Source organism: Rhodococcus sp. BUPNP1, assembly GCF_002215235.1.
In the GTDB taxonomy this organism is placed as follows: Bacteria; Actinomycetota; Actinomycetes; order Mycobacteriales; family Mycobacteriaceae; genus Rhodococcus.
The window spans coordinates 1-17,747 of the sequence record NZ_NERM01000037.1; the positions used below are offsets into that span (position 1 = coordinate 1).

Annotated in this window: 18 protein-coding genes; 5 read left to right on the plus strand and 13 right to left on the minus strand. The window is 67.8% G+C overall.

Translation table 11 applies throughout. The features are described from left to right. Window positions 1-173: 173 nt before the first annotated feature. From B9C99_RS23330 to B9C99_RS23340, 3 genes are read right to left on the minus strand one after another with little or no spacing between them, the layout of a single operon-like run. Complete coding sequence (locus tag B9C99_RS23330; RefSeq protein ID WP_088899508.1) at window positions 174-1,028, minus strand: xanthine dehydrogenase family protein subunit M; 855 nt, start codon at window positions 1,026-1,028, stop codon at window positions 174-176. Continuing rightward, window positions 1,025-3,424 carry a xanthine dehydrogenase family protein molybdopterin-binding subunit gene (locus B9C99_RS23335; RefSeq protein ID WP_172415069.1) on the minus strand — a complete coding sequence of 800 codons (2,400 nt, stop codon included), beginning with the start codon at window positions 3,422-3,424 and terminating at the stop codon, window positions 1,025-1,027. Before B9C99_RS23335 ends, B9C99_RS23330 begins: the two co-directional genes overlap by 4 nt. A 2-nt stretch (window positions 3,425-3,426) precedes the next feature. Beyond that, complete coding sequence (locus B9C99_RS23340; RefSeq protein ID WP_088899510.1) at window positions 3,427-3,915, minus strand: (2Fe-2S)-binding protein; 489 nt, start codon at window positions 3,913-3,915, stop codon at window positions 3,427-3,429. A gap of 140 nt (window positions 3,916-4,055) precedes the next feature. Here B9C99_RS23340 and B9C99_RS23345 point away from each other — a divergent pair, with 140 nt between their 5' ends. Then, the gene (locus tag B9C99_RS23345; RefSeq protein WP_088899511.1) at window positions 4,056-4,871 is read left to right on the plus strand and encodes a mycofactocin-coupled SDR family oxidoreductase; all 816 of its coding nucleotides are present in this window, start codon (window positions 4,056-4,058) and stop codon (window positions 4,869-4,871) included. On the opposite strand, the gene B9C99_RS23350 is transcribed toward B9C99_RS23345, so the two are convergent. From B9C99_RS23350 to B9C99_RS23370, 5 genes are all read right to left on the minus strand, one after another. Next, entirely contained in the window at window positions 4,859-6,001 is a 1,143-nt protein-coding gene (locus B9C99_RS23350; protein ID WP_088899512.1) for an XdhC/CoxI family protein, read from the minus strand. The two genes, B9C99_RS23345 and B9C99_RS23350, sit on opposite strands and share 13 nt — an antisense overlap. Continuing rightward, entirely contained in the window at window positions 5,994-7,106 is a 1,113-nt protein-coding gene (locus B9C99_RS23355; protein ID WP_088899513.1) for a VWA domain-containing protein, read from the minus strand. Before B9C99_RS23355 ends, B9C99_RS23350 begins: the two co-directional genes overlap by 8 nt. Continuing rightward, the gene (locus B9C99_RS23360; RefSeq protein WP_088899514.1) at window positions 7,103-7,996 is read right to left on the minus strand and encodes a MoxR family ATPase; all 894 of its coding nucleotides are present in this window, start codon (window positions 7,994-7,996) and stop codon (window positions 7,103-7,105) included. The genes B9C99_RS23355 and B9C99_RS23360 overlap by 4 nt, the downstream gene beginning before the upstream one ends. Before the next feature lie 56 nt (window positions 7,997-8,052). Further along, a complete protein-coding gene (locus tag B9C99_RS23365; RefSeq protein WP_037190626.1) occupies window positions 8,053-8,265 on the minus strand; it encodes a hypothetical protein in 213 nt (70 codons plus the stop codon). A 363-nt stretch (window positions 8,266-8,628) separates the two neighbouring features. Further along, window positions 8,629-8,958: a helix-turn-helix transcriptional regulator gene (locus tag B9C99_RS23370; RefSeq protein WP_026061371.1), complete on the minus strand. Its 330-nt coding sequence runs from the start codon at window positions 8,956-8,958 to the stop codon at window positions 8,629-8,631. A 159-nt stretch (window positions 8,959-9,117) separates the two neighbouring features. Between B9C99_RS23370 and B9C99_RS23375 the strand changes: the two genes are divergently transcribed. Then, window positions 9,118-9,543 carry an Hsp20 family protein gene (locus tag B9C99_RS23375; protein ID WP_016693268.1) on the plus strand — a complete coding sequence of 142 codons (426 nt, stop codon included), beginning with the start codon at window positions 9,118-9,120 and terminating at the stop codon, window positions 9,541-9,543. Between the two features lie 56 nt (window positions 9,544-9,599). On the opposite strand, the gene B9C99_RS23380 is transcribed toward B9C99_RS23375, so the two are convergent. Then, on the minus strand, window positions 9,600-10,781 hold the full coding sequence (locus B9C99_RS23380) for a zinc-dependent alcohol dehydrogenase (RefSeq protein WP_016693267.1): 1,182 nt from the start codon (window positions 10,779-10,781) through the stop codon (window positions 9,600-9,602). Between the two features lie 244 nt (window positions 10,782-11,025). On the opposite strand from B9C99_RS23380, the gene B9C99_RS23385 reads away from it, so the two are divergent. Then, window positions 11,026-11,271 carry a DUF6480 family protein gene (locus tag B9C99_RS23385; RefSeq protein WP_024102438.1) on the plus strand — a complete coding sequence of 82 codons (246 nt, stop codon included), beginning with the start codon at window positions 11,026-11,028 and terminating at the stop codon, window positions 11,269-11,271. A gap of 34 nt (window positions 11,272-11,305) precedes the next feature. Here B9C99_RS23385 and B9C99_RS23390 read toward each other — a convergent pair whose 3' ends face one another. Both B9C99_RS23390 and B9C99_RS23395 read right to left on the minus strand, forming a co-directional pair. Then, window positions 11,306-11,755, minus strand: a complete 450-nt coding sequence (locus tag B9C99_RS23390; RefSeq protein ID WP_172415070.1) for a response regulator — start codon at window positions 11,753-11,755, stop codon at window positions 11,306-11,308. A gap of 11 nt (window positions 11,756-11,766) precedes the next feature. Then, a complete protein-coding gene (locus B9C99_RS23395; RefSeq protein ID WP_088899515.1) occupies window positions 11,767-13,407 on the minus strand; it encodes a CHASE3 domain-containing protein in 1,641 nt (546 codons plus the stop codon). Between the two features lie 264 nt (window positions 13,408-13,671). On the opposite strand from B9C99_RS23395, the gene B9C99_RS23400 reads away from it, so the two are divergent. After that, complete coding sequence (locus B9C99_RS23400) at window positions 13,672-14,544, plus strand: LLM class F420-dependent oxidoreductase (RefSeq protein WP_202400343.1); 873 nt, start codon at window positions 13,672-13,674, stop codon at window positions 14,542-14,544. 87 nt (window positions 14,545-14,631) lie between these two features. Here the strand turns inward: B9C99_RS23400 and B9C99_RS23405 are convergent, their stop codons facing one another. Both B9C99_RS23405 and B9C99_RS23410 read right to left on the minus strand, forming a co-directional pair. Then, window positions 14,632-15,402 (minus strand): thioesterase family protein, encoded by a 771-nt coding sequence (locus tag B9C99_RS23405; protein WP_088899516.1) that lies wholly within the window; start codon window positions 15,400-15,402, stop codon window positions 14,632-14,634. Continuing rightward, on the minus strand, window positions 15,399-16,058 hold the full coding sequence (locus B9C99_RS23410) for a TetR/AcrR family transcriptional regulator (protein ID WP_016693261.1): 660 nt from the start codon (window positions 16,056-16,058) through the stop codon (window positions 15,399-15,401). The genes B9C99_RS23405 and B9C99_RS23410 overlap by 4 nt, the downstream gene beginning before the upstream one ends. Window positions 16,059-16,147: 89 nt before the next feature. Between B9C99_RS23410 and B9C99_RS23415 the strand changes: the two genes are divergently transcribed. Beyond that, the gene (locus B9C99_RS23415; protein WP_088899517.1) at window positions 16,148-17,743 is read left to right on the plus strand and encodes a carboxyl transferase domain-containing protein; all 1,596 of its coding nucleotides are present in this window, start codon (window positions 16,148-16,150) and stop codon (window positions 17,741-17,743) included. Window positions 17,744-17,747: the final 4 nt, after the last annotated feature.

Genomic DNA, 17,747 nt, shown 5'->3' on the forward strand with positions numbered 1-17,747 from the left:
CCAGGCCACGATCTGCCTGGCTCGGCGGCGCGTGGACGTTCTCTACGCTCTGCTCCGCGACAACCGCACCTGGCAACCGAATGTGCCGGTTACCGCGGTGGCGGCTTGACAGGATCATTGAGAGTCCTTTCCGAACAAGTGGTCCGGGATCTCGGTGTTCGGCGTGGAAACGCCTAGACCCCGGAGGCAGTGGTGACCGCTCGTCGGGTGAGTACCCGGGCGAGGTGGCTCCGATACTCGGCGTCGGCATTCCCGTCGGTCATGGGAGCCGTGCCGTCGGTGGCGAGCTCGGCGGCCTCGCGGATCGTCTCTGCCGTCGCGGGCTTGCCGACCAGCGATTCCTCGACGCCGCGTGCCCGGACCGGGACGGCCGCCATGTTCGTGAGCGCGATCCTCGCCCGCTCGATGGTGCCGCCGGACGCCTGCAGGGTCGCCGCGACCCCGACGATCGACCACTGCTGGGCCGCGCGATGGAACTTCTCGTAGCGCGCCGACCAGCCCGTGTGCTTGGGAATCCGGACCTCGACGAGGATCTCTCCGGGTTCGACCGCGGTCGTGAAGTAGTCCTGGAAGAAGTCGTCCGTCGCGATGGTGCGACGCCCGGACGGACCGGCCACGGTGAAGGTCGCTTCGAGCGCCACGGCCGGCGCCGCGAGATCCCCGGCCGGATCGGCGTGCACGAGCGACCCGCCGAACGTGCCGCGGTGCCGGATCTGAGGATCGGCGACGGTCGCCGTCGCCTCGGCCAGCAGCCGTGCGTGCTCCGCGACGAGCGGGTCGTGCAGCACGTCGTGGTGGGTGGTGGTCGCGCCGATCACCAGGGCGTCGCCGTCGTCGCGGATGCCCCGCAGTTCGGGGATCCTGCCGAGGTCGACGAGCACCGTCGGTGCCGCCATCCGCAGGCGCAGGACGGGCATGAGGCTCTGACCGCCGGCGATGACCTTCGCGTCCTCACCGGCCTCCGTCAGCGCGGCGACCGCTTCGTCGACGCTCGACGGGGCGACGTAGTCGAACGGGGCCGGAATCATTTCGTGCCTCCTCGGGCGTCGCGGAGCGCGTGCCAGATCCGCATCGGTGTACAGGGCATCTCGACGTCGGTGACGCCGAACGGACGGACCGCGTCGAGTACGGCGTTGACGACGGCCGGGGTGGAGGCGATGGTTCCTGCCTCGCCGACACCCTTGACACCCAGCGGATTACCGGGTGCCGGGGTGTCGGTGCGATCGGTGACGAAGGGCGGCAGATCCACTGCGGTGGGCAGCAGATATTCGGCGAACGACGAACTCAGCAACGTGCCCGACTCGTCGTGCACCGCTTCCTCGTACAAGGCCTGCGCGATGCCCTGGGCGAGTCCGCCGTGCACCTGACCCTCGACGATGAGCGGGTTCACGACGTGGCCGACGTCGTCGACGCACACGTACTTGCGGATGCGCGCGTGTCCCGTCTCGGTGTCGACCTCGATCGCGCACAGGTGTGTGCCGTGCGGGAACGAGAAGTTGTCGGGATCGTAGGTCGCCTCGGAGTCGAGGTTCGGTTCGACACCGTCGGGCAGGTCGTGCGCGGCGAACACCGCGAGCGCGACGTCGGTGAGCCCGACGGACTTCGACGTTCCCTTCACACGGAACTGTCCGCCCTCGAAATCCAGGTCGTCCTCGGAACATTCGAGCAGGTGCGCGGCGATCGGCCGGGCCTTGGCGACCACCTTCTCGGCGGCCTTCACGACCGCGATGCCACCGACCGCGAGCGAGCGGGAGCCGTAGGTGTCGAGACCGCGCGGTGAGCTCTGCGTGTCGCCGTGCAGGATCTCGATGTCCTCGAACGGAATTCCGAGCCGGTCGGCGACGATCTGGCTCCACGCCGTCTCGTGGCCCTGACCGTGGGCGGACGAACCGGTGACGACCTCGACCTTGCCGGTCGGGAGCATGCGGATCGCGGCGTGCTCCCAGCCGCCGGCGCCGTAGGAGAGCGAACCGAGCACCCGCGACGGGGCCAGGCCGCACATCTCCGTGAACGTGGAGACACCGAGACCGAGTTGCACCGGGTCGTTGCGCTCGCGTCGTTCGGCCTGTTCGCGTCGTAATGCGTGGTAGTCGAACAACTCTCGGGCCTTGGCGGTCGCGGCCTCGTAGTTGCCCGAGTCGTAGGTCAGACCCGCGACGGTGTCGAACGGGAACTCCTCGTGCTTGATCCAGTTCTTCTCGCGGAGCTCGAGGGGATCCATGGACAGTTCGACGGCGAGCTCGTCCATGATGCGTTCGATCGCGAAGGTGGCCTCGGGGCGTCCGGCACCGCGGTAGGCATCGGTGGGCACCTTGTTGGTGAACACGTTGGTGCACGCGAACCGGTACGAGTCGAACTTGTAGATGCCGTTGAACATGAACGCGCCGAGGATCGGCACACCCGGGGTGACGAGACGCAGGTAGGCGCCCATGTCGGCGAGCAGTTCCACCTTCAGGCCCGTGACGGTGCCGTCGCGGCGCGCGGCGAGGGTCAGCTTCTGGACCTGGTCGCGGCCGTGGTGCGCGGCGAGCATCGACTCGCTGCGCGTCTCGGTGTACTTGACGGGCTTGTGCAGGCGGCGCGCAATGAGGAGGGTGAGCACCTCCTCCGGCGTGACCTGCAGTTTGCCACCGAAACCACCGCCCACGTCGGGGGCGATGACACGTAGTTTGTGCTCGGGGAGACCGAGGGTCATCGCGAGCATCAGCTTCAGCACGTGCGGGACCTGCGTCGCCGACCACATGGTGATCTGCGAGGCGGTGGGGTCGACGACGACCGACCGCGGTTCCATGAAGGCGGGGATGAGCCGCTGCTGACGGAAGGTCCGTTCGACGACCACTTCCGCGTCGCGGATCGCGTCCTCGACGTTGCCGCCGCTGCCCGCCTCGGCGGAGTCGAACACCCACGTCGCGCTGACGTTGGTGCCGAGATCGGGGTGGACGAGGTCGCCGTCCTGCGCCGCGCTCTCGAGATCGAGCACGACCGGCAGGTCCTCGTAGTCCACATCGATCGCATCGAGGGCGTCGTGGGCCTCGTATGCGCTGCGGGCCACCACGACTGCGACGGCCTCACCCGCGAAGCGCACGGTGTCGACTGCGAGGGCCGGGGCGTTCGGGGTCTTCATGTCCTCGGTGATCGGCCACGCGCACGGCAGGCTGCCCTGCTCCTCGGCGAGGTCGGCACCCGTGTAGACGGCGACGACCCCCGGCTTGCCGCGGGCCTCGGAGACGTCGAGGCCGGTGATGCGGGCGTGCGCGACCGGGCTGCGCAGGATCGCGGCGTGCAGCATCCCGGGGAGCACGATGTTGTCGGTCCAGCGTGTGCGGCCGGTGATGAGGTGCTCGTCCTCCTTGCGGCGGCGTGCCCGGCCGAGTTCGGATTCGCCGTTTCCCTCGTCGGTGGTGGGATCCACGGTGCTCGTCATCGTCATACCTCCTGCGTGGCGGCCGGGTTCTCGCGCAGTCGCTGGGCGGCGTCACGCGCAGCGGCCACGATGTTCTGGTATCCCGTGCAACGGCACAGATTTCCTTCGAGGCCGTGCCGCACGTCCTCGTCGCTCGGATCGGAGTTCTCGGAGAGCAGGTCGATGGTCGCCATGATCATCCCGGGCGTACAGAAGCCGCACTGCAGGGCGTGCTTCTCGCGGAACGCCTCCTGGACCGGATGCAGGCTGCCGTTCTCGGAGAGCCCTTCGACGGTGGTGACCGAGTGTCCGTCGGCCTGTACCGCGAGCATCGAGCACGACTTGACGCTGCGGTCGTCGAGCAACACGGTGCAGGCGCCGCAGTTGCTCGTGTCGCAGCCGACCACCGTGCCCACCTTCCCGAGCCGATCTCTGAGGTAGTGGACGAGAAGCAGTCGCGGTTCCACGTCGTCCGTGTACTGCGTTCCGTCTACGGTGACAGTGATGCGCATCGATCCTCCAAGTACCTCGCGTAGCGCAGTGATACAGATCACTGACACTCTGCTGCATATCGCGCGTAGAAAGGACCCGAATCGCCGAAATCGCCTTCGTGCTCGCGATCGGAGGCGGAAGCCGTCACGAGAGGAACCGAATGACCCGCCGCCTCGAGGACAAGGTCGCCTTCATCACCGGAGTCGCGCGCGGTCAGGGCCGCGCCCACGCGGTCCGGCTCGCGCAGGAGGGCGCGCAGATCGTCGGTATCGATCTCGCCGGTCCGCTGCCGGGCGTCCCCTACGATTCCCCCACGCCCGAGGACCTCGACGAGACACGCCGGCTGGTCGAGGCGGAGGGCGCGAAGGCGCATCTGGTGCAGTGCGACGTCCGCGATCTCGACGGCACGAATGCGGTGCTCGAGGAGGGTGTCGCGCAGTTCGGCGGGCTCGACGTCGTGGTCGCCAACGCGGGTATCTGCATCCCGCAGACGTGGGACGAGATCACCCCCGAGAGCTTCCGCGACACCCTCGACATCAACGTCACCGGTGTGTGGAACACGATCACCGCGGCCGCCCCGCACCTCATCACCCGCGGCGGCGGTTCGATCGTCGTGACCAGCTCGCTCGCCGGTGTGAAACTGCAGCCGTTCATGGTGCACTACACGACCAGCAAGCACGCCCTCGTCGGGATGGCGCGGGCCTTCGCCGCCGAACTCGGACAGCACGACATCCGGGTCAACAGCATCCATCCGGGCGCGGTGAACACGCCCATGGGATCCGGTTCGATGCGCGACCGCATCGCGCAGACGGCCGAGAGCAACCCCCGGCTCGGCGGCATGACCATGCCCTTCCTGAACAAGTACATGGCCGAGGCGGACGAGATCGCGAACATGGTCGCCTTCCTCGCGTCCGACGAGTCCGCCTTCGTCACCGCCCAGAGCTTCGCGATCGACGGTGGTGCTCAGTACTTCTGAGCGTCGATGTGCTCCTCGTGGGCGTGGATCGGTCCGCGTGTCTCCGCGAGGCGGCCGCCGCCTCCACCCCAGCGCAGCGCGATGATCTCGGCGGCGATCGACACCGCGGTCTCCTCCGGGGTTCGGGCCCCGAGGTCCAGACCGATCGGCGACGACAGGCGTGCCAGTTCCTCCTCGGTCAGTCCCGTCTCCCGCAGGCGCTCCATCCGGTCGTCGTGCGTGCGGCGCGACCCCATAGCTCCCACGTAGGCCACGTCGAGCCGTAGCGCGACCTCGAGGAGTGGGACGTCGAACTTCGGGTCGTGGGTGAGCACCGTGATGACGGTGCGGGCGTCCACGCGTCCGGCTTCGGCCTCGGCCGCGAGATAGCGGTGCGGCCAGTCGACGATCACCTCGTGGGCGCCGGGGAAGCGGGCCTCGGTGGCGAACACTCCGCGCGCGTCGCACACGGTCACCGTGTAACCCAGGAACGAGCCGAGCCGGGCCATCGCCGACGCGAAGTCGATCGCCCCGAACACGATCAGCCGCGGTGGGGGCTGGAAGACGTTGACGAACACCGACATCCCCTCGCCGCGACGCTCACCGTCGGTGCCGTAGTGGAGGGTGCCCGAGCGTCCAACCTCGAGCAGGCCGCGCGCGTCGTCGACGACGGCGTCGTGCATGCGGGACGAGGCGAGCCGGCCGTCGGCGCGGTCGCGCCACACGACCATCCGTCGTCCCCGTACCGCCGGGTCGGGATGGGCGGTGACGGTCGCGAGCGCGACGGGTTCGCCCGCGCGGACGGAGCCGAGCAGGTCGGTGAAGGCGGGGAAGGACGCGGCGTCGATCCGTTCGACGAAGACGTCGATGATGCCGCCGCAGGTCAAGCCGACGGAGAAGGCGTCGTCGTCGGAGACCCCGTAGCGCTGCAGCACCGGCAGCCCGCTGTCGATGACGGACCGGCCGAGTTCGTAGACGTCGCCTTCGACGCACCCACCCGAGACGCTGCCGGTGACGGTGCCGTCCTGCGCGACCAGCATCGATGCACCCGGTCCCCGGGGCGCCGAACGGAAGGTCGAGACCACGGTGCCCACCGCGACGGCCTCTCCGTCCCGGTACCGCCGGTCGAGCTCGTCCAGAATTTCACGCACGCCGAACCTCCTCGAGAAGCTCTTCCAGTGTCGCGAGGCTGTGTCCCGCGAGCAGACGATCGATGTGCGGCAGGGCCGCGGAGATACCCGACTGGATCGGTTCGTATCCGGCGCCGCCGGCGTGCGGGTTCACCCACAGCACGCGGTGCGCGAGGCGATGCAGCTGCGCCATGCGTTCCCCGAGTAGCGAGGCGTCGCCGCGCTCCCAGCCGTCGGAGAAGATCACGACCACCGCGCCGCGCGCGAAACCCCTTCGCCCCCAACGGTCCAGGAACGCACCGAGCGTGTCGCCGAGACGTGTCCCACCCGCCCAGTCGGGAACCGCACGCGAGGCCCCGGCGAGCGCGATCTGCGGGTCGCGGGCACGCAGCGCCCGCGACAGGCGGGTCAGCCGCGTGCCGAGGGAGAACACCTCGGTGGACGACGGTGCGGCACGCGTGACGACGTGCGCGAACCGCAGGAGCGCGTCGGCGTAGGGAGTCATCGAGCCGGACACGTCGATCAGCAGCACCACGCGGCGCGGTCTCGTCGCCCGTGCACGGTGCCGTGGCCGGACGGGTTCGCCTCCGCTCGCCAGCATGTCGCGCAGGGTGTGCCGCGGATCCACCGGTCCGCGGCGGGAGGGCTTCGACCGCAGTCCCCGGCGCGTCGGGGGACGGGGCTCAAGCCGCGCGAGCAGTTCGGCGAGGTGGGCGCGTTCGGCGGTCGTCAGTTCGGCCACGTCGCGGTGCCGGAGGACGTCGGTGTCGTCCGCCGCGACCTGCAGTCGTGGCGCGTCGTCGCCGGAGTCGCCGTCGGCGCCCTCGCCTCGGGTCAGCGCGGCGATCCGTGCGGTGCGGGTGCGTTGCCCGTGGGTGCGCGAGCCGGTGGGGACGGTGTCGCCGAACCAGTGGACGAAGGTCGCGTCGTAGCGGGCCGTGTCGTCCGGGGTGCGGCACAGCGTGGCGCGGCCCGCCCAGTAGACCTGGACGGGATCCCCGACGTCGACGTGTGCGAGGGCATCGAGATAGGTAGCGGTGGCATCGAGGGCGACGGGCAGACCGGCGGCAGCGAGGGCGCGGCAGAAGCCGGCCAGCCCGACGACCGGACCGGGGGCGGTCGTCATCCGGCGCTCGAGAGGTCGAGTCCGGCGCGGGTGACCCGGTCGATGTCCTCGCGGTACTTCAGTACGGCACCGAGTGTCGCCGCAGCGGTCGCCGCGTCGAGGACGTCGCGGTCGAGGGCGACCAGTGCGCGCGCCCAGTCGAGGGATTCGGCGATCCCCGGTGGCTTCAGGAGGTCCTGTTCGCGGAGCGAGCGCACCGCACGGGCGATCTGCTCGGCCAGGGGGCGCCCCAGACCGGGCAACCGCCGCTGCAGGATCGCGACCTCGCGTTCGAGATCGGGATGCTCCACCCAGTGGTACAGACAGCGGCGCTTGAGCGCGTCGTGCACCTCGCGGGTCCGGTTGGAGGTGAGCACCACCAGCGGTGGGACCTCCGCGCGGATCTCGCCCAGTTCGGGAATCGTCACCGCGTTCTCGTCGAGCAGCTGGAGCAGGAAGGCCTCGAACTCGTCGTCGGCGCGGTCTATCTCGTCGACGAGCAGCACGCACGGCGAGTCGGTGAGCGCCTGCAGCAACGGGCGGACGAGGAGATAACGCTCCGTGTAGAGGGAACGCTCGGCGGTATCCGCATCGAGCACACCGTCGCTCGCCGCTTCGAGCGAGCGCAGATGGAGCAACTGCCGGGGAAAATCCCAGTCGTAGAGGGCTTGCGAGGCGTCGATGCCCTCGTGGCACTGCAACCGGACCATCGGCAGATCCAGGGCCTGAGCGAGAGCCGCTGCGAGCGAAGTCTTCCCGGTTCCGGGTTCGCCTTCGCAGAAGAGCGGCCGGCCCATACGCATCGCAAGGAAGACGACGGTCGCCAGTCCGTCGTCGGCGAGATATCCCGTGGTCTCGAGAGCAGCCGAGAGTTTCTCGGGTGAATCGATACGCGTCGCGTCGCCGGTCATGAAGCGAGCCTAGATGCTCACCCGCCTCCCGACCGGCGACTGCGACAACTATCGGCTCAACCGTCGGCGTGCGCGAGCGGCGCGAACTCGCCGGTGAACAGTGTTGCGCATCCGGGGCACAACGTCGTCGGATGGGTGGCCCAGCCGTTCATCTGGGCATAGAGCTCTGCCTGCAGCTTGCTCTGTGCGGCAGTGCGGTAGCAGTGATCGCAATGGTCGCAACGGAAGACCCACCGGCCACCGGAGAGCGGGTCGCGGTGCGGCATCATGTCCACCTCGATATCAATAACTCGGTATCTGCGAATCGATGTCGTGGAATGGTCGGATCGTGCCGGTTCCTCTCAGGGAACCGACTTGCCCATGACGCGGGCCCACCATCCGTCCAGCGGGCTCGGATCGGGCCAGCGGATCGTGTCGTCTGCGATGTGATTAGGCCGGAATACCGTGTCCTGCTGTCCCTGTCCGATATTCGGTGAATCGTGCTGTGCATTGCGCACTGAGGTCACCCCTTATTGCTATCGGTGCGTCACTTGGCGGACGCACTCCTACGCACCTCTGAGGCGTTCTTGAATCTTAGCCCGGTTCTCCTGAACCGGCCCGGTCTTTCTGCTGTTTGCGCAGGTAGAGGAGGTCTAGGAAGTATGCGGCGGGGGAGGGGGTCTGCTGTCCAGAGTGGAGCGCAGACGGTCGTTGTCCTCCCTGAGGGCCGCGTTGTTCGCCTCGAGTTCGAGGATCCGGGCGATTCCGGCGATATTGATTCCGGAGCCCACCAGTTCGACGATCCGTTGGACGATCTCGAGATCGTTGTCGCTGTAGCGGCGCGTTCCGCCTGCCGTGCGTTCGGGGTTCAGCAGCCCTCGGCGTTCGTACAGGCGCAGGGTCTGCGGGTCGAGTCCCGACAGTTCGGCGGCCACCGAGATGCCGTAGACCCCGCGCCGGGCGCGTAACGGATCTGGCGTCATCGTTTCCTCCGGAGTCGGGGTTCTCGGGTCGCGCCGCGGTCACCCGCAGCCTTGACCGAACCTTATCACATGGCCATAATAAATCTGTGTCTACAGACACAGATAATCGAACAGAGTGTGGCCGTCACGAACGGCCGGACAGTCGGAGGTGACAGACCGATGTTGATGCGCACCGACCCCTTCCGCGATATCGATCGCTTCACGCAGCAGGTGCTCGGCACCATGGCACGGCCCGCGGTGATGCCGCTCGATGCATGGCGAGAAGGCGACCGTTTCGTCGCCGAGTTCGATCTCCCGGGCGTCGACGCCGACTCGATCGACCTCGATGTCGAACGCAACGTGCTCACCGTGCGCGCGGAACGTCCGGAAGTCGACCGGGACAAGGAATTCGTCTCCACCGAGAGGCCGCGAGGCGTCTTCACTCGTCGGCTGTTCCTCGGTGACACTCTCGACACCGATCGGATCGAAGCACAGTATCGCGGTGGTGTTCTGCGCCTGACGATTCCGGTCGCAGAGAAGGCGAAGCCCCGCAAGATCTCCGTGATCGACGCGGAGACGAACGGCCAGGCCGCGATCGAGAAGTGAACCGCTACGACGAACCGGGTCCGGGGTGATTCCCGGGCCCGGTTCGGCTGCGTCCACTACGGTTTCAGACAGATTTTGATGGCGCCGTCCTGCTTCTTCTGGAAGATCTCGTACGCGTGCGGTGCGTCGTCGAGCGGGAGGCGGTGGGTCGCGAAGTCGTCGACCCCCAGCGGATCCTCGTCGGTCAGGAGCGGCAGGATCTCCGGGACCCAGTTCAACACGTTGGCCTGACCCATGTGGAGACGGATCTGCTTGTCGAACAGGGTGAGCATCGGCATCGGATCTGCCGCCCCGCCGTACACGCCGCTCAGCGAGACCGCACCACCACGCCGCACGACGTCGATCGCGGTGTACAGCGCGTGGAGACGGTCCACTCCGGCCTTCTCCATGAACGGCTCGGCGATTGCCGACGGCAGGAAACCGGCGGCACTCTGGGCGAGCTTCGCGACGGGTGAGCCGTGCGCCTCCATACCCACGGCGTCGATCACCGAATCGGTACCGCGCCCGTTCGTCATGTCACGGATCATGTCGCCGGGGTTGTTGTCGACCTCGCGCAGATCGACGACCTCGATGCCGCGGGAGGCCGCGCGGGCCAGTCGCTCGGGGACCATGTCCACGCCGATCACGCGGGCACCCTTGTGCGCCGCGATGCGCGCGGCCATCTCACCGATGGGGCCGAGGCCGAGCACCGTGACACTCCCACCGTCGGGGATCTCCGCGTATTCGACGGCCTGCCACGCGGTGGGCAACACGTCGGAGAGGTAGACGAAACGGTCGTCGGCCGGCCCTTCCGGGACCTTGATGTGGGTGGCGTCGGCATGGGGGACGCGCAGGTATTCGGCCTGCCCGCCGGGCACGCTGCCGTAGAGCTTCGAGTAGCCGAACAGCGCGGCACCGGTGCCCTCCTCACGGACCTGCGTGGTCTCGCACTGCGAATGCAGGCCGTGGGAACACATGAAGCACTGGCCGCAACACACCTGGAAGGGGATCACCACCCGGTCGCCGGGCTTCAGTTTCGTGACGCCGGAGCCGACCTCCTCGACGATGCCCATCGGTTCGTGACCGAGGATGTCGCCAGGAGTCATGAAGGCTCCCAACACCTCGTACAGGTGCAGGTCGGAGCCGCAGATGTTGGTGGTGGTGACGCGGATGACGGCGTCACCGGCCTCCTGGATCGTCGGATCGGGCACCGTATCGACGCTCACGTTGCGGCGCCCCTGCCATGTCACTGCCTTCATGTCGCTCCTCGGCTCCTCGGGTGCAGGAATGTCGGGTCGTACCCGGCACGTGTCCCTCGATGCCTACCCGCGCTCGGAGCGGGCAAACGCCGGACCGGAAGAGGTCGCCTGCCGCAGAAGGCAGGTTTGCGGAGTGCGGGGTTTGCGGAGTGCGGGGGAGAGGTATGTCGCCGTAGAACCGAATTCACCGCGACACACGTCTGCGGCCGCTCTACGGGAGCGCAGCCGCACAGAAGGAGGTCAGGTGACCACGTCGGACCCCGAACATCATGGAAACCAGGATCCCGACCCTGCACGTACCCCGGATCTGGAACCCGGCGGTGGCGTAGCGCCCGGATCGACGCCCCCCGATTCGGGGACGACGTCCGGGCTGTCCGCCCCGGAACCCGACACGAGGAAGCGGTTCCCCATCAGCGGGTGGCTCACGCTGCTCGCCGTCGCGGTGATCGTGATCATCTTCGTGGTCGCGATCTTCGGCATCCTGTCCTGACGGTTCGGCCCGAGCCGCCCCGCGGAGCTTCTCGTCAGCGTCCGCGACGCGGTAGCCGCACGACCTGCACGAAGAATTCGTCGATCTGCTTCACGGCACCGATGAACTGGTCGAGATCGACCGGCTTGGTGACGTACGCGTTGGCGTGCAGCTTGTAGCTGCGGAGAATGTCCTCCTCGGCCGACGAGGTCGTGAGCACCACGATCGGGATGTCGGACAGTTCCGGATCGGACTTGATCTTCGTCAGCACCTGCCGGCCGTCGTACTTCGGCAGGTTCAGGTCGAGCAGGATCAGATCCGGGCGCGGCGCACCCTCGTGGTCGCCCCGGCGGTACAGGAAGTCGAGTGCTTCCGCCCCGTCGCGGACGACGTGGAGGGCGTTGCCGATCTTGTTGTCCTCGAATGCTTCACGAGTCATCAGCTCGTCGCCGGGATCGTCCTCGACCAACAGGACGTCCACCGGTCGGGCAGGGGGATATGTCACGATCGTGCTCCTCAGGCCGTGGTCCCCTGCTTCTGCTCGACGGGGCGTGATGCGGTTCCGAGGGTGAAGCAGATTCGAGTGCCCTCGGTATGAGTATCGCCGTACTCGGTGTCGATCCAGATTCTTCCCGCGTGATACTCGACGATTTTCTTGCACAGCGCCAGTCCGATACCGGTGCCCTGGTAATCGTCGCGAGGATGCAGCCGCTGGAAGATGACGAACACCTTCTCGGCGTACTCGCTGTCGATCCCGATGCCGTTGTCGGTGACGCAGAAGTGCCACTGCGGACCGTCCGACTCGTCCTCGACTTTTTCGCACTCGATCCTGATCACCGGGGTGCGATCGGGATGTTGGAACTTGATGGCGTTGCCGACCAGGTTCTGCCACAGCATCGTCAGCAGAGTGGGGTCGCCGGTGAGCTCGGGGAGGTCGTCGGGGCGTTCGATCTGCGCCTGTGACTCCTCGATGGAGGCAGAGAGGTTGAACAACGCCTTCTCGAGCGGTCGGCCGAGGTCGACCCGGACGTAGGCGTCGTGGACGCGTCCGACCCGGGAGAAGGCGAGCAGATCGCTGATCAGCACCTGCATCCGCTTCGCGCCGTCGACGGCATACTCCACGTACTGCCGTCCCCGATCATCGAGGACGTCGCCGTACCGCTTCTCGAGCAACTGGCAGAAGGACGCGACCTTCCGCAGCGGTTCCTGCAGGTCGTGCGATGCGACGTAGGCGAACTGCTCGAGTTCGGTGTTCGAGCGGCGGAGTTCCTCGGCCTGGGAATCGAGATCCTCGGTCTGTTTCGCGAGCAGGGTCTGCTGCTTCCGGGAGTCCGCCAACGCGTCCGCGATACGACCGCGCATCGTCTCGACGTCGAGGGCGAGTGCCCGGATGTCCTTCGGTCCCTGGGGGTAGATGTGCTGGTAGAAGTTCTCCTCCAGCGCGACCCGGCGGCTGGCCCGGCGAAGCCTTGCGAGCGGCACGGCGACGAGGTTGTGGACGAGAACCACCGTGGCGAGACCGGTGAGGATGAACGTGATCACCATCGCGATCAACACCGAATTGCGGATGGTGCGGGACTCCGCGAGTTCGTCGAGGTCCTCCGCCAGGACATCGGAGAGAGCGTTGTTCTCCTGGGCGAACATCGACCGGATCTCACCGAAGGCCAGCCGGTCCTGCTCGGCCAGGGCCGGATCGACGGGACGCGGCTCCCCGGGAACGACGGTCTCGATGATCGGCTCTGCGTACTGCGTCCGCCACTGCGCAGCGGCGGCCTCGATCGTGTCGATGTCGGCGAGCAGATCCGGATGCCCGGCGAGGAGCACGCGAAGACGATCGAGCGCGACCTGCTGGTTCTCCTGACCCGCACGGTACGGCCCGAGGAAGACGGGTTCGGTCGTGAGCGCGTACCCGCGGACCGCGGTCTGTTGATCGAGCAGAGCGGTCTGCAAGTTGAAGGCCTGCGTCATCGCCGGCTGGATCCGCTCGGTCACCTCGTCGGTGATCTGCACGGTGCGCTGGATGAAGATCCCGCCCACGATCGAACCGACGACGGCGAACACCGCGAGGAGCGCGAACGCCAACTGGAACCAGCTCTGCACGGCCAGCCGCGAGGAGATGCGCTCGATACGCGGTTCGGGAACCGAAGGATCCCTCATCGCTGCACCGTCGCTCCGACTTCGGCGGAACGCACGAAACCGATCACATCCACCCCAGCTTCCCGGTCCGTGCCCGATTCGCGCCTACGGGCGACGAATCCCGACGGCGGTGCGGTCCCGGACCTGTCGGTCTGCGAACACACGTATGGACGGGCTGTCTGTTGAACCCGAATGCGAACTGTAGCCGACCGGTGGAGCCGTCCCGATCCGGCCACGGGCCGAAGCGGCTGCACCGAGTGTCGGAACGCGACTAGGGTCGGTCGCATGACACGACGAGTGAGTGTGTGGGGTGGCGCGTTCTGGCTCGGTCGGAAGGTTCGCGAGCAGGCGCTCGGCGCTGCCCGCGAACTGGAGGAGCTCGGGTACTCCCGGTTGTGGACGTCCGGCGGATTCCAGGACGGTTTCCCCTCCGTCTACGGGGAACTGCTCGCGGCGACGACGACGCTCGAACTGGCGAGCGGCATCATCAGCATCTGGCACGCCGACCCGGAGACCACGGCCGCTGCGGTCGCCGATCTGGAGTCGCGGTATCCCGGTCGTTTCCTGCTGGGAGTCGGAACGAGTCACGCTCCCGTCGTCGACGCGCGGGAGAACACCAGCTACACCAAGCCCTACAGCCGGATGGTCGAGTACCTCGACGGTCTCGATGCGGCGTCGACGCCGGTGCCCACCGATCGCAGGGTCCTCGCGGCGCTCGGCCCGCGCATGCTGAAGCTGTCCGCCGAGCGCGCGGCAGGAGCCCATCCGTACTTCGTTCCGCCCGAGCACACGGCGGTCGCGCGTGAGGCCCTCGGCTCGGAGCCGTTGCTCGCGCCCGAGGTGGCCGTCGTCCTCGAAACCGACGAGACCGTCGCGCGCGGCATCGCCCGCGAGTACATGCGCGGTTATCTCGCGCTGCCGAACTACTCGAACAACCTGCGTCGTCTCGGGTACACCGACGAGGACCTCGCCGACGGTGGCAGCGACGCCTTGATGGACGTGCTCATCCCGTGGGGTGATCTCGACAGCGTCGTCGCCGGCATCGAGAAGCACTACGCCGCCGGTGCCGACGAGGTGGCCATCCAGGTGCTCACCGCGGATCCGTTCACCTTCCCGAGCGAGGGCTACCGGCAGCTCGCGTCCGCGCTGCTGAGCTGAGGCCACCGAACCCCGAGGGCGCCGCACCCCGAGGTCACCGAACCTCGAGGTCACCGGACTCCGAGACCTCCGGACCGGTGCGGCCGCTCAGATCGGCCGCACCGTGAGGATCTGGGACATCGTGCCGATCGGGCCGGTCGCATCGTGCAGCACCGTGCTCGTCAGGCCGATGCCGTCGGCGCCGAACGAGACCGACGTATCGAAGCCGACCCATTCACCGCGGGGTTCGGCGAACAGGTGCACGGTCAGATCGAGGTTGGGGAAGGCGACCGTCCTCGGATCGGCACGCACCGCCATGCCGTTGGCGATGTCGAACAGGCCGGCCGTGGCGGCGAGATCGCTGACCTTCTCGGCCTCCACGAGCGGAAGATCGGTACGCACCCAGAACGAGGCCCGTCCGGGTGCGGTCGAGACGCGACGCACCTCCACCGAGTCGATGAATCCTCCCGGCCACAGCGTCGTCGGGTCCCAGGGTTCGCAGTCCTCGGGCGACGGGATCGGCTGCAGCGTGGTGCCGGCGATCTCCGCGGTGGGGCGAGTCTGCATCAGCCACGCGCGGGCACGCACGATCGCGCGCCCGTCGTAGGCGAGTGTCGCTTCCACGAGTTCGATGGTGCGTCCGGGCCGCAGGACCTCGACGGTCGTGACGACGGGACCGACGGGCACGGTGCCGAGGATGTCGTACGACAGGCGTCCGATCGCGAGGTCGTCGTCGCGCCGCGCGTCGCGGTCGCATTCGACGACGTGGGCGATCAACCCGAGGGCGGGCGCGATGTGCTGCTCCGCCTCGTTCCACGCCCCACCGACGTGTTCGGTGGCGCGGAAGGAGGTCGGGCCGAGTCGTTCGAAGTAGCTCATGCGGTCTCCGTTCGTGCCGGCTCTGCCGCGAGAGCCGAGGGGGTCGTGGCGAGAGCTGCCAGTGCCATGCGTCGCAGCACCGCGCGGGTGCCTTCGGGGGAACGCGGGTCGGCACTGTGCGGTGTCGAGTTGATGAGTCCGAAGGTCGCGTGCGCCATCGTGCGCGCATCGGATTCGGGCAGTGCGGGGTCGATACGGCGCAGGACGTCGACCCAGATCTCGACGTAGCGCCGCTGGGTCACCCTCACCTCCCGCTGCCCCTCGTCGGGGAGGGACGTGAACTCGCGGTCCTGCACGCGGATGAGATCGGGCTCGCCCAGCGCGAAGTCGAGATGGAAGTCGACCAGCCCCTCGAGGGCGTCGCGCGGGTCGGGCGTCGTCTCGGCGACCTGCGTGCCACCTGCGAGGAGGCGGCGACTGATCTCGACGAGGATCTCGACGAGCAGGGCGTCCTTGTTGGGGAAGTGCCGATACACGGCGGGTCCGCTGATCCCCACGGCCGCACCGAGATCCTCGAGGCGGACCCCGGGGAATCCGCGTTCGGCGATCAGGTGCGCCGCGGCACGCAGGAGGTCCCGTCGGCGTTCCGCCTTGGCGAGGCTACGCCGCGTCGGGCGTCCCGATGCGGTCGAGACGTCGATCGCGGACTCGGTCATGAAAATCTCCGCTCGGTGTGGTCTGGACAACTCGGTTAATCATAACTAACCTAGATTTCAGTTAATGGCGATTAGTCGATCTACCGAGGATGGTGTGCGTGACAACCGCTGAGACGGCCTCGACAACCAGCCGCGACCAGCATGAACAGCTGGTCGGAGAGCTCCGAGACAAGCTCGCTGCCGCAGCACTGGGCGGCAGCGAGAAAGCCCGGGAGCGGCATGTCGCGCGCGGCAAGCTGCTTCCCCGCGACCGCGTCGACGAACTGCTCGACACGGGCAGCCCGTTCCTCGAACTGTCGCCGCTCGCCGCCGACGGCATGTACGACGACGAGTGCCCCGGCGCCGGCATGATCGCCGGCATCGGCCGCGTCGCCGGCCGCGAGTGCGTGATCGTCGCGAACGACGCCACCGTCAAGGGCGGCACCTACTACCCGATCACGGTCAAGAAGCATCTGCGGGCGCAGGAAGTCGCGCTGCAGAACAACCTGCCGTGCCTGTACCTCGTCGACTCCGGCGGCGCCTTCCTGCCGCGGCAGGACGAGGTCTTCCCCGACCGCGAGCATTTCGGCCGCATCTTCTACAACCAGGCCACCATGAGCGCCAAGGGGATTCCGCAGATCGCCGCGGTCATGGGCTCGTGCACCGCCGGCGGCGCCTACGTCCCCGCCATGAGCGACGAGGCCGTCATCGTCCGCAATCAGGGCACCATCTTCCTCGGTGGCCCGCCGCTGGTGAAGGCCGCGACCGGAGAGGTCGTCACCGCAGAGGAACTCGGTGGTGGCGACCTGCACTCGAAGGTCTCCGGCGTCACCGACCACCTGGCCGAGGACGATCGCGACGCGCTGCGCATCGTGCGCGACATCGTCTCCACCTTCGGTCCGCGCACCCCGCGCCCGTGGGACGTCGAACCCACCACCCCGCCCGAGGCCGACCCCACCGAGCTGTACGACGTGGTGCCCACCGACTCGCGCATCCCCTACGACGTGCACGAGGTCATCGACCGTGTGGTCGACGGATCCAGCTTCCACGAGTTCAAGGCCGAATACGGCAAAACGCTCGTCACCGGCTTCGCGCGCATCCATGGTCACCCGGTCGGCATCATCGCGAACAACGGCGTGCTCTTCGGCGAATCCGCCGTCAAGGGAGCGCATTTCATCGAACTGTGCGACAAGCGTTCGATCCCGCTGGTGTTCCTGCAGAACATCTCCGGCTTCATGGTCGGCCGCGACTACGAGGCCGGCGGCATCGCCAAGCACGGCGCGAAGATGGTCACCGCGGTCGCGTGCGCGCGGGTGCCGAAGCTGACCGTCGTCATCGGCGGCTCGTACGGCGCCGGCAACTACTCGATGTGCGGTCGCGCGTATTCGCCTCGCTTCCTGTGGATGTGGCCCAACGCCCGCATCTCCGTCATGGGTGGCGAGCAGGCCGCCTCGGTGCTGGCCACGGTGCGTTCCGACCAGCTCGATGCCTCGGGTAAGCCCTGGACGGCCGAGCAGGAGGAGGAGTTCAAGGCTCCGATCCGCGCCCAGTACGAGGAGCAGGGCAACCCCTACTACTCGACCGCGCGCCTGTGGGACGACGGCATCATCGATCCCGCAGACACCAGAAAAGTTCTCGGACTGGCACTGTCGGTGTGCGCCAACGCCCCACTCGAGCCGGTCTCCTACGGCGTCTTCCGGATGTGAGTGC